The sequence below is a fragment of the Pseudotabrizicola sp. L79 genome (assembly GCF_036553525.1).
Lineage (GTDB): Bacteria > Pseudomonadota > Alphaproteobacteria > Rhodobacterales > Rhodobacteraceae > Pseudotabrizicola.
The window spans coordinates 62,458-76,894 of record NZ_JAZHDA010000053.1; the positions used below are offsets into that span (position 1 = coordinate 62,458).

General features: G+C 62.3%; 14 protein-coding genes. 10 read left to right on the top strand and 4 right to left on the bottom strand.

Annotation, left to right across the window (positions count from 1 at the left end):
• Positions 1-40 precede the first annotated feature (40 nt).
• The 9 genes from V3C85_RS15200 to V3C85_RS15240 all read left to right on the top strand — a co-directional run bounded on the left by V3C85_RS15200 (position 41) and on the right by V3C85_RS15240 (position 8,546).
• The gene (locus V3C85_RS15200; protein WP_331796127.1) at positions 41-1,129 is read left to right on the top strand and encodes an ABC transporter permease; all 1,089 of its coding nucleotides are present in this window, start codon (positions 41-43) and stop codon (positions 1,127-1,129) included.
• Entirely contained in the window at positions 1,129-2,058 is a 930-nt protein-coding gene (locus V3C85_RS15205; protein WP_331796129.1) for an ABC transporter permease, read from the top strand. Before V3C85_RS15200 ends, V3C85_RS15205 begins: the two co-directional genes overlap by 1 nt.
• A gap of 49 nt (positions 2,059-2,107) precedes the next feature.
• Positions 2,108-3,199 (top strand): BMP family ABC transporter substrate-binding protein, encoded by a 1,092-nt coding sequence (locus tag V3C85_RS15210; RefSeq protein WP_331796130.1) that lies wholly within the window; start codon positions 2,108-2,110, stop codon positions 3,197-3,199.
• Between the two features lie 144 nt (positions 3,200-3,343).
• Positions 3,344-4,630, top strand: coding sequence for an NAD(P)/FAD-dependent oxidoreductase (locus V3C85_RS15215; protein WP_331796131.1), 1,287 nt, complete (start codon positions 3,344-3,346; stop codon positions 4,628-4,630).
• Between the two features lie 137 nt (positions 4,631-4,767).
• Complete coding sequence (locus tag V3C85_RS15220; protein WP_331796133.1) at positions 4,768-5,847, top strand: NAD(P)/FAD-dependent oxidoreductase; 1,080 nt, start codon at positions 4,768-4,770, stop codon at positions 5,845-5,847.
• Positions 5,848-5,946: 99 nt separating this feature from the next.
• A complete protein-coding gene (locus tag V3C85_RS15225; RefSeq protein ID WP_331796135.1) occupies positions 5,947-6,291 on the top strand; it encodes a carboxymuconolactone decarboxylase family protein in 345 nt (114 codons plus the stop codon).
• 84 nt (positions 6,292-6,375) lie between these two features.
• A complete protein-coding gene (locus V3C85_RS15230; protein ID WP_331796137.1) occupies positions 6,376-6,825 on the top strand; it encodes an EF-hand domain-containing protein in 450 nt (149 codons plus the stop codon).
• A gap of 72 nt (positions 6,826-6,897) precedes the next feature.
• Complete coding sequence (locus V3C85_RS15235; protein ID WP_331796138.1) at positions 6,898-7,683, top strand: glycoside hydrolase family 25 protein; 786 nt, start codon at positions 6,898-6,900, stop codon at positions 7,681-7,683.
• An 83-nt stretch (positions 7,684-7,766) separates the two neighbouring features.
• Positions 7,767-8,546, top strand: a complete 780-nt coding sequence (locus tag V3C85_RS15240) for a transglutaminase-like domain-containing protein (protein WP_331796139.1) — start codon at positions 7,767-7,769, stop codon at positions 8,544-8,546.
• Between the two features lie 16 nt (positions 8,547-8,562).
• Here the strand turns inward: V3C85_RS15240 and V3C85_RS15245 are convergent, their stop codons facing one another.
• The 4 genes from V3C85_RS15245 to V3C85_RS15260 form a co-directional block, all read right to left on the bottom strand.
• Positions 8,563-11,061, bottom strand: a complete 2,499-nt coding sequence (locus tag V3C85_RS15245; RefSeq protein WP_331796140.1) for a GcvT family protein — start codon at positions 11,059-11,061, stop codon at positions 8,563-8,565.
• A gap of 192 nt (positions 11,062-11,253) precedes the next feature.
• Complete coding sequence (locus V3C85_RS15250) at positions 11,254-12,045, bottom strand: iron chelate uptake ABC transporter family permease subunit (RefSeq protein ID WP_331796807.1); 792 nt, start codon at positions 12,043-12,045, stop codon at positions 11,254-11,256.
• Complete coding sequence (locus V3C85_RS15255) at positions 12,038-12,835, bottom strand: metal ABC transporter ATP-binding protein (protein ID WP_331796142.1); 798 nt, start codon at positions 12,833-12,835, stop codon at positions 12,038-12,040. The genes V3C85_RS15250 and V3C85_RS15255 overlap by 8 nt, the downstream gene beginning before the upstream one ends.
• A complete protein-coding gene (locus V3C85_RS15260; RefSeq protein WP_331796144.1) occupies positions 12,832-13,353 on the bottom strand; it encodes a transcriptional repressor in 522 nt (173 codons plus the stop codon). Before V3C85_RS15260 ends, V3C85_RS15255 begins: the two co-directional genes overlap by 4 nt.
• A gap of 77 nt (positions 13,354-13,430) precedes the next feature.
• Here V3C85_RS15260 and V3C85_RS15265 point away from each other — a divergent pair, with 77 nt between their 5' ends.
• Positions 13,431-14,429, top strand: coding sequence for a zinc ABC transporter substrate-binding protein (locus V3C85_RS15265; RefSeq protein ID WP_331796146.1), 999 nt, complete (start codon positions 13,431-13,433; stop codon positions 14,427-14,429).
• Positions 14,430-14,437 lie beyond the last annotated feature (8 nt).

The following is a 14,437-nucleotide window of genomic DNA, read 5'->3' on the forward strand; positions in this document are numbered from 1 at the left end:
TTGCAAATTCCTTTGAAGGAATTTGGGAAAAGGGGCAGACATGCTGAGACTGGAAAAACGCCCGTCGCCCAGCCGGTTCTGGCAATATGCAACGCCCCTGCTGGCCGTTGTGCTGACGATGATCGCAGGCGGGATCATGTTTGCACTGCTGGGCAAGAACCCGGTCGAGGCGATGCGCACGATCTTTTGGGACCCGTTGTTCAACGCGCAATTTGCCAGCTATTCGCGGCCCCAATTGCTGGTCAAGGCCGGGCCGCTGATCCTGATCGCCATTGGCCTGTCCTTGGGCTTTCGCGCGGGCATCTGGAACATCGGGGCCGAGGGCCAGTATATCATGGGTGCCATTCTGGGGGCGGGCGTGGGAGTTGCGTTCTACCCGGCCGAGCATTGGGTGATCTTTCCGCTGATGGTGGTGGCCGGGGCTTTGGGTGGCTGGCTTTGGGCGATGATACCGGCGCTGTTGAAGACCAAGTTCAACACCAATGAGATTCTGGTCTCGTTGCTGCTGGTCTATGTGGCGCAGAATGTGCTTGCCTCGATGGCGGTGGGGTTGCTGCGCAACCCCGAGGGCGGCGGCTTTCCGGGCAGCCGGAACCTGTCGAAATACCCGTCGGCGGCCAATCTGGATCTGATCCCCGGGTCGGGCATGCATTGGGGGGTCGTGGCGGCCTTTGTGGCGGTGATCGCGGCCTATGTGCTGTTGCAGCGCCACATGCTGGGGTTTCAGATCAAGCTGGCCGGGCAAGCCCCACGCGCCGCGCGCTTTGCCGGGGTTGCGCCATCGCGGCTGGTGGTGCTGTGCATGGGCATTTCGGGGGCCTTGGCCGGGCTGGCCGGGTTGTTCGAAGTGTCGGGGCCTGCGGGGCAGATCAGCATTGATTTCAACGTGGGCTATGGGTTTACCGCGATCATCGTGGCGTTTCTGGGCCGGTTGAACCCGATCGGCATCTTGCTTGCGGGCTTGCTGATGGCGCTGACCTATATCGGCGGCGAATTGGCGCAATTCATGCTGGGCCTGCCGGCTGCGGCGATTCAGGCGTTTCAGGGGATGCTGCTGTTTTTCCTTCTGGCGGTTGATCTGTTGACGAATTTCCGCGTCCGGCTGGGCGCCAAGCGTGAGGTGGCGTGATGTTTGGCGGGATTGACCCAAGCCTGTTGATTGCGGCGCTGATCATCGCTTCGGTGCCGATCATTCTGGCGGCAATCGGCGAATTGGTGGTGGAGCGGGCCGGCGTGCTGAACCTTGGGGTCGAGGGGATGATGATCATGGGCGCGGTCTGCGGGTTCATTGCCGCCGTCGAGACGGGCAGCGCGGTGCTGGGCTTTGTCGGCGGGGCGGCGGGGGGCGCGGTTCTGGCGCTGGTCTTTGGGGTGCTGACGCAGTTTCTGCTGGCCAATCAGGTGGCCACGGGGCTTGCGCTGACGCTGTTCGGGTTGGGGCTGTCGTCGCTGCTGGGGCAAAGCTATGTCGGCATCAAGCCCCCGCTGACCGGTTCGGTCCCCTTGGGGCCGCTGGCCGATATTCCGTTCTTTGGCCGCGTTCTGTTCAGCCATGACTGGGTGGTTTACCTGTCGGTCGCAGCGGTGGCGGCGGTCTGGTGGGTGCTGAGATCCACCCGAACCGGGCTGATCCTGCGCGCGGTGGGGGAAAGCCACGATGCCGCCCATGCGCTTGGCTATAAGGTGGTGCGTATCCGCATGGCCGCAATCCTGTTTGGGGGGGCGATGGCGGGCATGGGTGGGGCCTATGTCAGCCTTGTGCGGGTGCCGCAATGGACCGATGGCATCACCGCTGGGGCGGGCTGGATCGCCCTTGCCATCGTGGTCTTTGCCAGTTGGCGGCCATGGCGGGTGTTGATCGGTGCGTATCTTTTCGGCGGAATCACGGTGTTGCAGTTGAACCTGCAAGCTGCCGGTGCGCGGATCCCGGTAGAGTACTTGTCCAGCGCCCCTTATCTGATAACCATCCTTGTGTTGGTCATCATGTCCTCGGGCCGGGGCAAGGCGGCGCTGAACGCGCCGGCCAGTCTGGGCCAGAATTTCCACGCCTCACGCTGAGGCATTTCAACATCGGGGCCTTAAGAGCCCGCAACAGGGAGCATACCGCATGAATCGCAGAACTTTGCTTGCCACCGCAGCGCTGGGTCTTGGCCTGGCTTTTGGCGGTGCCGCATCGGCCCAAGGCATGGACAAGGCCAAGGCCTGCTTCGTCTATGTCGGCCCCATCGGTGATGGCGGCTGGACCTATCAGCACCATCAGGGCGCGCTGGCCGTGCAAGAGGCCTTTGGCGACAAGGTTGAAATCGCATGGCAGGAAAACGTGCCGGAAGGTGCTGATGCCGAGCGCGTTCTGACACAGATGGCGCTGTCGGGCTGCAACATCATCTTCACCACGTCATTCGGCTATATGGACCCGACGAACAACGTCGCGGGCAAGTTCCCCGATGTGAAGTTTGAACATGCCACCGGCTTCAAGCGCGATCACGACAACGTCTCGACCTATAACGCCCGCTTCTACGAAGGCCGGGCGATTCAGGGCCATATCGCGGGCAAGATGACCAAGTCGAACAAGATCGGCTATATCGCCTCGTTCCCGATCCCCGAAGTGATCATGGGCATCAACAGCTATTACCTGCATGCCAAAAAGGTGAACCCGGCTGTTGAACTGTCGGTGGTCTGGGCCTTTACCTGGTTCGACCCCGCGAAAGAGGCCGATGCCGCCAAGGCGCTGATCGATCAGGGCGTGGATGTCATCGCCAGCCACACCGACTCGACCGCGCCGCTGGCCGAAGCGGCCAAAACCAATGGCGCCGTGATCGGCTTTGGTCAGGCCTCGGACATGACCGAGTATAAAGACGGTCCGCGCGTCTCGTCGATCATCGACAACTGGGCACCCTATTACGTCAAGCGCGTTGGTGCGCTGCTGGATGGCACCTATGCCCAAGCCGATGCCTGGGAAGGCATTTCGGGGGGCGAAGTGGAGATCGGCGAGATCACCGATGTGGTTCCGGCCGAAATCAAGGCCGAAGCCGAAGCGATGCGCGATGCGATCAGCGCGGGCACCTATCACCCGTTCACCGGCCCGATCAACAAGCAAGACGGCAGCCCCTGGCTGGCCGAAGGGCAGATCGCGCCGGATGGCGATTTGCTGGGCATGACCTTCTATGTCGAAGGCATCACCGGCGAAATTCCGCAGTAACCCTATCGGCAGACTGACGTTAAAGGCCCGCTTTTGCGGGCCTTTTTCTTATGGCCTGCGACAGCGCGCCGCAGGCTGTATTCATCTGCATACATTCATCTTTCAAGATGTATTGTAGGGCTGTCTGAGGAGGAGGAGAGACTCATGGCGCATGTTGTCGTTCTGGGGGCCGGTCTTGGCGGGGCCATCATGGCCTATGAGGTCAAGGACCAGCTTCGCAAGGAAGATACGGTGACGGTTGTCACCAAAGACCCCTTGTATCATTTTGTGCCATCCAACCCTTGGATCGCCGTCGGCTGGCGCGCGCGCGACGAGATTACCGTCGATCTGGCCCCGACGATGAAAAAGAAGGGGATCAGTTTCATCCCCGTCGCCGCCGAAAAACTACATGCCGCCGAAAACCGCATCGAATTGGTGAATGGCGAGTCGGTCAGCTATGATTATCTGGTGATCGCCACTGGGCCAGAGCTGGCCTTTGACGAAATTCCCGGCTTTGGCCCGCATGGCGGCCATACCCAATCGGTCTGCCATATCGACCATGCCGAAGAGGCCAAGAAGGTGTTTGACGAGCTGGTCAAGAACCCCGGCCCGGTGATCATCGGGGCGGCACAGGGCGCAAGCTGCTTTGGCCCGGCCTATGAGTTCCTGTTCATTCTGGAAACCGCCCTGCGCCGCGCCAAGATTCGCGACAAGGTGCCGATGACCTTTGTGACGTCAGAACCCTATATCGGGCATCTGGGTCTGGATGGCGTGGGGGATACCAAGGGCCTGCTGGAATCGGCCATGCGTGAAAAGCACATCAAATGGATGACCTCGACCAAGGTGAAAAAGGTTGAGGCCGGCAAGATGACGGTGGAAGAAATCAACGAGGACGGCAGCTCGAAAGGCGAAAAAGACCTGCCCTTTGCCTTTTCGATGATGCTGCCTGCATTCCGGGGCATCAAGCCGGTGCGCGACATCGAAGGCCTGTCGAACCCGCGCGGATTTACCATTGTTGACAAGCATCAGCGCAATCCGAAATACCCCAATGTCTTTGCGGTTGGCGTTTGCGTGGCCATTCCGCCCATGGGGCCGACCCCGGTGCCGGTGGGGGTGCCCAAGACCGGTTTCATGATTGAATCGATGGTGACCGCGACGGCGCATAACATCGGCAATATCGTGCGCGGCAAGGAACCCGATCAGGTGGGCACCTGGAATGCGGTTTGCCTTGCCGATTTTGGCGACGGGGGCATCGCCTTTGTGGCGCAGCCGCAGATTCCGCCGCGCAACGTGAACTGGTCGTCCGAGGGAAAATGGGTGCATATGGCCAAGATCGGGTTTGAAAAATACTTCATCCGCAAGCTGAAGAAGGGCACGTCCGAGCCGTTTTATGAAAGCCTTGCCCTGAAGGTTCTGGGCATCGACAAGCTGAAAGAGACCCAAAAGGGCTGACAGGCGGGGGGCCACTTTGGCCCCCTTTTGCCATCTGACCTGCCGGGGCGGGAATATTTGCATCGGCCCGCCCGCCGGTCTTTTCCTTTGCCGCGACGCGTGGCACGGTCACGCCGCATCAGAACAGGGGAAAGACGATGGGCGTGGCCGATATCGTGATCATTGGTGGCGGAATTGCGGGGGTTTCTCTGGCCGCACGGCTGGCACCGCAGGCATCTGTGATCTTGCTGGAGGCCGAGGAAACGCTGGCGCATCACGCCTCGGGGCGGTCGGCGGCGCTGTATGAACCGCGCTATGGCACGCCTGCGGTGGTGGAATTGTCGCTGGCCTCGTCTGACTATTTCCACGCAGCCGAGGGCGTGTTGTCACCGCGGGGCCTGTTGATGGTGGGCAAGGCGGGGACCGAGGCGGAATTTGCCGCCGAAACCCGTGACATGCAGCTTGATCCGATCAGCCCCGATGACGCGCGCAAGATGGTGCCGATCCTGAACCCCGACGTGCTGACGCAGGCCTCTTTTGCCGCCCATGCCTGGGATATTGACACCGATCTGCTGTTGCAGGGCTTTGCCCGCAAGGCGCGGGCGCATGGCGCGCAGATCGTGACCCGCGCACGGGTGACGGCGATGTCGCGCGCCGATGGGCAGTGGAAGATCCGCACGGAAAGCGGCGATTTCAGCGCGGGCCTTGTGGTGAATGCCGCCGGGGCCTGGGTGGATCAGGTGGCCGCGATGGCCGGGGTCAGCCCTTTGGGCTTTACGCCCTATCGTCGGTCGATGGCGCGCATCCCCGCGCCCGAGGGAATGGACCCTGCCGCCTGGCCGATGATCTTTGGTGCGGGCGAGGCGTGGTATGCCAAACCCGATGCCGGGGCACTGATTGTCAGCCCGGCCGAAGAGCATCTGATGGCGCCGCATGACGCCTGGGCCGATGACATGGTGCTGGCCGAAGGCTTGGCGCGCTATGAGGAATTCGTGACGGCACCGGTCACGCGGGTGATCTCGAACTGGGCCGGTTTGCGCACCTTTTCGCCCGACCGCAGTCTGGTGATCGGGCATGATCTGCGCCAAAGCGGCTTTTTCTGGCTGGCCGGCCAAGGTGGGCAAGGCTTTCAGACCTGCCCCGCCGCCAGCCAGATGGCTGCCGATTTGATCACGGGTCGCCCGACCGGCCTGCCCGACAGCTTGGTGGCTGCCCTGTCGCCTGCGCGCTTTGGCTAGGGCCAAACATATATCGGCTTTTGAATGTAACTTGATGTGAATCAAGGCCCCCTGCTCTGCGTCATGGCACCGAAAAGCGCAAGCAAACAGGAGCCTGACATGAGCTATAAAGCCAAAATCCAGGAAATGCGCGGCGAGATCCGGGCCATGAACAAGCTGATCCCCCAAGCCGCGACGGCTTTTGGGGATTTGTCGAAAGCGGCCAAGGATGTTGGGCCGCTGTCGGTGAAGGAAAAGGAATATATCGCGCTTGGGATTGCCATTTCGCAGCGGTGTGAGCCTTGCATCAACTTTCACATCGAAGCCCTGATGCGCACCGGGGCCACCCGAGAGGAGTTGGGCGATGTGCTGGCCATGTCGATCCAGATGGGGGGCGGGCCTGCCCTGATGTATGCAGCCCATGCCTTGGCCTGCTGGGATGAATTGGCCCCCCCTGCCGCCTGAACTTTTCCACCGCTTTTCTTGGGAAAGGGCGACGGAAAGCCGGGGCTTGGTCGTTCAAAGGCCAGGCAAGTGCAGGAACATCACATGATCAAGACGTTGACCACCAGTGCCGCCATGCTGGCCCTGACTGTGGGGCTTGCGATGGCCCAACAGGGCAATCCGGGGGCCCAGATGATCGAGCAATGGGATCTTGATGCCGATGGCGTGGTGACGCTGGAGGAAGCCCGGACCAAGCGCGGGGAAGTGTTCTTCATGTTTGATGTGGCCAGCGACGGCATTCTGAAGGCAGAAGACTGGGTGGGCGTGGCCGAGCATCTGGCGGCTGAATTCGGCCGCCAAGGTCAGGGCCAAGGGGCAGGCCAGGGCCAAGGTCCGGGCGCTGTGCTGCGTGATGCCATGACGCCTGAATTCAACGATGCCAATGGCGATGGTCAGGTGACGGTGGCGGAATTCGACATGGCCAGTGACAAGCTGTTCGCCGCGCTGGACCGCACCGGTGACCATCTGCTGACGGTGGATGACTTTGGCCGCTAGGGCATGACGGCTTTCCGCCGACCGGCACAGCAAGCAGATGACAGGGCGCGTTGCACAGGCCAAGATAGGGCCATGCGACGCGCCCTTTTGTTTTTGCTTTTGCTGACTTTGACAGCCTGCGGCAGTGCCGCCCCCACGCCCCAGAAGGCGGGGCCGGTGGGCCGTGTGGTTGCGCCGAATTTCGGCGATGCCGACCCGCATGATTGGGATGGCCGCGATCCTTTGGCCTATGCGGTGCATGGCATAGACACCTCTCGCTGGCAGGGGCAGGTCGATTGGCCAACGGCGCGGGCCAATGGCGTGAACTTTGCCTTTCTCAAGGCGACCGAGGGCGGCGACATCGTGGATGCCGCCTTTGCCGGAAACTGGCGTGGCGCGCGGGCGGCGGGGGTGCCGGTCGGGGCCTATCATTTCTGGTATCATTGCCGCCCCGCCGCCGAACAGGCGCGCTGGTTCATCCGCCACGTTCCCCGCGCATCAGGCGCCCTGCCCCCGGTGCTGGATATGGAATGGACGCCATTTTCCCCCACCTGCACCAAACGCCCCGCACCAGAGGTGATCCGGGCCGAGGCGAAGATCTTTCTGGATATGGTCGAGGCGCATTACGGCCAACGCCCCATCATCTATTCCGCCCCCGATTTCTTTGAAGCGAACCAGATGTGGAAACTGGGGAATTACGATTTCTGGCTGCGCTCGGTGGCCGGGCACCCGCGGGATACCTATGGCGGGCAGCATTGGACGTTCTGGCAATACAGCGGCACGGGCGTGGTGCCGGGTGTGCGTGGCAAGGCGGATCTGAACGCATTTTACGGCTCGGCGGGTGATTGGGCCGGGTGGCTGGCGGCCCGCACGCGCTGACACTGATGTCGGTGGCCGCGCTTGGGCATTGCTTTTGCCGCAACCCATGCGCACAAGGCATCTTCGCCGCAGCAGGAGTGACCATGCGCATCGCCATTGACGTGACGCTTGACTACGGCTTTCCCGATGCCCGCGTCATCACCGCCGTGATCGAAGCCGCCCGCACCGAGGGGCAGGTTGTGATTGCCGATTATATCGACCTTGGCGATCTGGTGCAGATGGTGCGGGTGCCGGGCGATTCAGATGTGGGCACGCGCATTCTGGCGCAGACCATGTGGCCGCGGCTGATGGTGCGCTACAGCGCCACGGTCGAGCTGACGCGTGAGGTAGCCGATCTGGGGGCTTTGCAGGCAGATGCGCTGATCGCCTTGCCCGGCGATGTGCTGCCCTATCTGCGGGCGTCACGCTATGTGCAGCCAGAACTGTTCGGCGGCTTTGTCGCCAGCGAATTTGCCGGGCGCAGCGGGGGCGATCTGGTTCTGGCCATTCGCGATTTCGTGCAAGGTGCAATGAGCTATATGCCCGGATCATCCAACGGCAACACGACTGCGCTGGAAAGCTTTGCCGCGCGCGAAGGCGTGTGCCGCGATTACGCGCATCTGACCTGTGCCCTTGTGCGGGCCTGCGGTATTCCGGCGCGCTGTGTGGCGGCCTATGGCCCCGGCGCGGTGCCGCAGGATTTTCATGCCGTGGCCGAGGTTTGGCTGGAGGGCGGCTGGCATCTGGTGGACAGCACGGGCATGTGCCGCCCCGACGGTCTGGTCAAGATCGCCGTGGGGCGTGATGCGGCCGACATTGCCTTTCTGGATGCCGGCCGCGATGTCGAGATGATCACCCAAATGGTCAGCGCCACCTTCGTGTAAAGGTGGCGCCACAGGCTTAGCCGTCGATGCGGATCCGGGCGTTCTTGGGGTCGAACGGGCTGTCTTCGACCACCACCGCATCCCATTCCTGCAACAGGATCTTGACCTTCAGTTTGGTGCCCACTTCGGCCAGATCAGGGCGGACATAGCCCATGCCGATCTGCTTGCCAAAGGCCACCGAATAGCCACCCGAGGTCAGGCGACCGACCTTTTCGCCGTTCAGCAGCAAGGCCTCTTTGCCCCAAGGATCGGTGTCGGACGGGCCGTCGATCAGCAGGGTGCAGCATTTGGAGCGGATGCCGGTTTCCAGCATCTTCGCCTTGCCGTTGAAGTCTTTGGACAGGTCAACAAAGCGGTCCAGCGCCGCCTCAAGCGGGGTGGCGTCGCGGCCCAGTTCGTTGCCAAAGGCGCGGTAGGATTTTTCCTGACGCAGCCAGTTCTGCGCCCGGGCGCCAACCGGCTTCAGCCCGTGCTTTTCGCCCGCCTTCATCAGCAGATCCCACAGATACCGGCCCATCTCGATCGGGTGGTGCAGTTCCCAACCCAACTCGCCCGTATAGGCCACACGCACCGCGCGCACGGGGCACATGCCCAGTTCGATGTTGCGATAAGACAGCCAGGGGAAGCGCTTGTTGCCCAGCACGGTGGCAGGATCGGCATCCTTGACGATCTCTTGCAGAATGGCGCGGCTGTTCGGGCCGGCCAATGCGAAAACGCCCCATTGGGTGGTGATGTCGTGGATGTCGATATAGCCACCCCCCTTGGCCATGAAATCCTCGGCCGATTTCATCAGGAAATCAGCGTCATAGGCTGTCCATGCGCCAGCCGAAATCAGGTAATATTCATGCTCGGCCAACCGGACGATGGTGTATTCGGTGCGCGTGGTGCCCGCATCGGTCAGCGCATAGGTCAGGTTGATGCGGCCCACGGTGGGCAGCTTGTTGCAGGTGAAATGGTCCAGAAAGGCGGTGGCACCGGGGCCGCGCACAAGATGCTTGGTAAAGGCGGTGGCGTCGATCAGACCGGCGGTGTTGCGCACAGCTTCGGCCTCGGCCTTGGCATATTGCCACCATGCACCGCGACGGAAAGACCGGGCGTTATGGTCGAAATCGGCAGGCGCATCGACGGGGCCGTAATAATTCGGGCGCTCCCAGCCGTTGACCTGCCCCATCTGTGCGCCAAGGGCGATCTGACGATCATAGTTCGGCGCGGTGCGCAGCGGGCGGCAGGCTTCGCGCTCTTCATCGGGGTGGTGCAGGATGAAGACATGCTCGTAGCATTCTTCATTCTTGCGCGCGGCATATTCGGTGGTCATCCAGTTGCCGTAACGCTTGGGGTCCAGCGACGCCATGTCGATCTCGGCCTCGCCTTGGGTCATCATCTGGGCAAGGTAATAGCCCGTGCCCCCTGCGGCGGTGATGCCAAAGCTGAAGCCTTCGGCGATCCACATGTTGCGCAGGCCTGGCACCGGGCCAACCAGCGGGTTTCCATCGGGCGTATAGCAGATCGGGCCGTTGTAATCGTCTTTCAGACCCACGGTTTCCGACGATGGCAGGCGGTGGATCATCGACATGTATTCTGTCTCGATCCGCTCCAGATCCAGCGGGAAAAGGTCGGCGCGGAAACTTTCGGGCACGTCATAGAGGAAGCGGGCCGGGGCATTGCGCTCATAGGGGCCAAGGATCCAGCCGCCGCGTTCCTCGCGGACATACCACTTGGCATCGGCATCGCGCAGAACCGGGTGCTGAGGATTGGTCTTGCGCCATTCGACCAGCGCCGGGTCAGGCTCGGTCACGATATACTGGTGTTCCACCGGGATCGCGGGGATCTTGACGCCCAACAGCCGTGCGGTGCGTTGTGCGTGGTTGCCGGTGGCGGTGACGACATGTTCGGCCGTAATCTCGAACACGTCGCCCGTGCCGGTCAGCATACCGCCCTTTTCGGCCAGACGCTCGCACGAGACGATCCATTCCGAACCTGTCCAGCGATACCCGTTGACCTGTATCTTGCGCTCGATCGTGGCACCAAACTGACGCGCGCCCTTGGCCATGGCTTGGGTCACATCGGCGGGGTTGATATAGCCATCTTGCGGGTGATACAGCGCGCCGACCAGATCGTCCGTGCGCAGCAGCGGCCAGCGGTCCTTCATTTCCTTCGGTGTCAGGAATTCATGATAGACCCCGGCAGTTTCTGCCACCGAGGAATACAGCATGTATTCATCCATGCGTTCCTGACGCTGCGCCATGCGCAGGTTGCCCACGACATAAAAGCCGGGGTTCAGGCCGGTTTCCGCCTCTAGCCCCTTGTAGAAATCGACCGAGTATTTGTGGATATGGGTCGTGGCGTAAGACATGTTGAACAGCGGCAACAGGCCCGCCGCATGCCAGGTTGAGCCAGAGGTCAGCTCATCCCGCTCGACCAGCATCGTATCCCAGCCGGCCTTGGCAAGGTGATAGGCAATGCCGGTTCCGACGGCACCACCACCGACGACAAGGGCTTTGACATGGGTTTTCATTGGGGCGACTCCGGTCTGTGCATTTGCGCCATCAATGCCAGAGACAGGGCCAAACGGGCAAGATGCGCCGACCTTTGGCGTCAGAAAACGACATTGCCGAAAAACGCGGCCGCCCAAAGGCCGGGCCGCTGCCGCAGGGCAGCTTGCAGTGAACGCCCCCCTGCCCGCACCCCTATTGACCCGATGATCAGATCAGCGCCTGCGTCTTTGCCCAAGCGCGGCAGACAGCGCAAAGATCAGCGCGGCCGCCGTGACGATGGACGGGCCTGCCGGCGTGTCTTGCCAAAGCGACAGTTGCAGCCCGGCAAAGGTGGACAGCGCACCGATCACCGTGGCCATGGCGGCCATCGCCTCGGGCGTGCGCGACAGGGCACGGGCAGCGGCGGCGGGAATGATCAACAGCGCCGCGATCAACAGCGCGCCAACGACCTTGATCGCCACGGCAACCACGACGGCAAGGGCGATGACAAGGATCAACCGTTCGCGATCGGGGTTCAGGCCACTGGCATGGGCCAGATCTTCGTTCAAGGTTGAGGTCAGCAGGGCCTGCCAACGCCAGACCAGCAAGGCCAGCACCAACCCGGCCCCGGCCCAGATAAAGCCAAGATCCGCCTTGGACACGGCAAGGATATCGCCAAAAAGCCAAGCCGACAGGTCGGTGCGCACGCCAGGCAGGAAGGACACCGCGACAAGGCCAAAGGCAAGCGCCGAATGCGCCAGCACCCCCAATGTCGTATCCATGGCCCAGCCTTTGGCGGCCAGTGTGGCAACGGTCACGGCCATGGCAAGCGCAACGATCAGCGTGCCAAGGCCCACGGGCAGGTCGGTGGCCAGGGCCAAGGCCACGCCCAGAATGGCCGCATGAGACGTGGCATCGCCAAAATAGGCCATGCGGCGCCAGACGACAAAGCTGCCCAAGGGGCCAGTCGCCAGCGACAAGCCAAAACCGGCAAGGGCCGCGCGCACCAGAAAATCGTCAAACATGGTCATGCTGGTGCCCATGGGAAGGGTGGCAGGTATGGTCATGCGCGTGATCCTGCGGCTGGCTGTGGTCGTGATCATGCACATGGCGATACAGCGCCAAAGCGCCTTGGGTGCCAAGGCCGAAAAGCGCACGGTATTCGGGGGCCGAGGAAACCACGGCCGGCGTGCCCTCGCAGCAGACATGGCCGTTCAGGCAGATCACCCGGTCGCTGGCGGCCATCACCACATGCAGATCATGGCTGACCATCAGAATGGCCGCCCCGGTGTCAGACCGCACTTCCTCGATCAGGCGATAAAAGGCCGCTTCGCCCGGCTGATCAAGGCCTTGGGTCGGTTCATCCAAAAGCAGGATCTGGGGGTCCGTCAACAGGGCGCGGGCCAGCAACACACGCTGCAACTGCCCACCTGACAGCGCGGCCATTTCAAGGCGGTCCACGCCTTCCAGCCCCACGCGCTGCAATGCGGCCTTGGCGCGGTCATCGCTGACACGGCGGGGCAAAGACAAAAAGCGCCGCACGGTCATGGGCAGCGACCGATCAAGCGCCAGCTTTTGCGGCACATAGCCCAGCCGAAGATCAGCAGCACGGCTGACCCGGCCCTTGGTCAGCGGCACGATCCCCAGCAGCGCCCGCAAAAGCGTGGATTTGCCCGACCCGTTCGGGCCGACGATTGTCACGATTTCTGCGGGCTGGATGGTGACCGAGACGTCATGCAGCACCTCGGCCCCGGAAAACCGCACGCAGATATGATCGGCCCGGATCAGGGCCTGTGGCGCAGATGCGGTGGTCATGCGGCTTGCCCCTGACAGGCCGGGCACAAGCCCAATGCCTCGATATTCGTGCGCTCGATGGCAAAGCCCAGGTCTTTGGCGGCGGCGTCAAGTGCCGCCCGCACAGCCTCGGCCGGGGCTTCGGCCACAATGGCGCAGGTCTTGCAGATCAGAAAGGCCGGGGCATGGGCCTCGCCGGGATGCATGCAGGCGGTAAAGGCGTTCAGGCGCCGCACCCGATGGGCAAACCCCTGATCCACCAGAAATTCCAGCGCGCGATACGCCACGGGGGGTTGGTTGCCAAAGCCTTCGGCGGCCAGGCGTTGCAACACATCATAGGCCCCCAGGGCCTTGTGCTCTTCCAACAGAATTTCCAGCACACGGCGGCGCACCGGCGTCAGCCGCGCGCCCGAAGCTTTCGCCAAAGCCTCGGCCCGGGCCAGAACGTCGCTGGTGCAATGGCTGTGATCGTGATCGGCAAAAGCCAGATCCGAGGTCGTGCAGCCATGGCCTGCAACAGAAGAAGAATCGTCTGACATCGGTCACCCCGGCCTTGACGTGTTATGATATAACATTCATATAGCGACCCAGAGAGAGAATTCAAAGGCCCATCCAGATGCGTTATATCATATCCCTTTTGTTCGCCAGTGCTGCCCTGCCTGCCATGGCCGAGGTGCCCAAGGTGGTCACTGACCTGCCGCCCGTTCATGCACTGGTGTCGCAGGTGATGGCAGGTGTCGGCACGCCCGAGTTGTTGCTGGACAAAGGGGGCAATGCCCATTCCTTTCAGATGCGCCCCAGTCAGGCCAGTGTTTTGGCCGAGGCTGATCTGGTGGTCTGGATCGGGCCCGAAATGACCCCGTGGTTGGACCGCGCTTTGGAAAGCCTGGCCAGCGGGTCGGCGCACCTTGACCTGATCCACAGCCCCGGCACCCTGCTGCGGCAAATCGGGGAAACCGCAAAGCACGGCGACGAGGCCGGCCATGACGACCATGCGGGGCATGCGCACGACGCCGAGCATGACGACCATGCGGCATCCGACGCGGCGACAGATCATGACCATGACCACGAGGCCGAGCATATGCACACCGGCACAGATCCGCATGCCTGGCTGGATCCGGCGAATGCCGAAAACTGGTTGGGGGTGATCGCAGCCGAACTGGCACGGCTGGACCCGGCCAATGCGGCCACCTATCTGGCGAATGCCACAGCCGCACAGGCCGCGGTGAAAGCACTGGATGCCGAGTTGGCGGCAACCCTTGCCCCGGTCAAGGGAAAAACCTTTGCGGTTTACCACAAGGCCTATGGCTATTTCACCGATCACTATGGCTTGATGCCCGCGCTTAGCGTTGCTGCCAGTGATGCCACCGCCCCCGGTGCGGCGCATCTGGCCGAATTGCGCGAGCAAGTGGCCGCTGCCGGAACGATCTGCCTGTTCCCCGAAGCCCAGCATGACCCCCGCGTTCTGGAACAGATCGCAGCAGAAACGGGCGCGCGGATCGGTTCACCGCTGGACCCTGAAGGCAGCCTGATAGAGCCGGGGCCAGAGGCCTATGCCCTGCTCATGCGAGAGCTGGCACATTCTCTGGCCGACTGCTTTGCCCAGGCAGAGTGACCAAAACC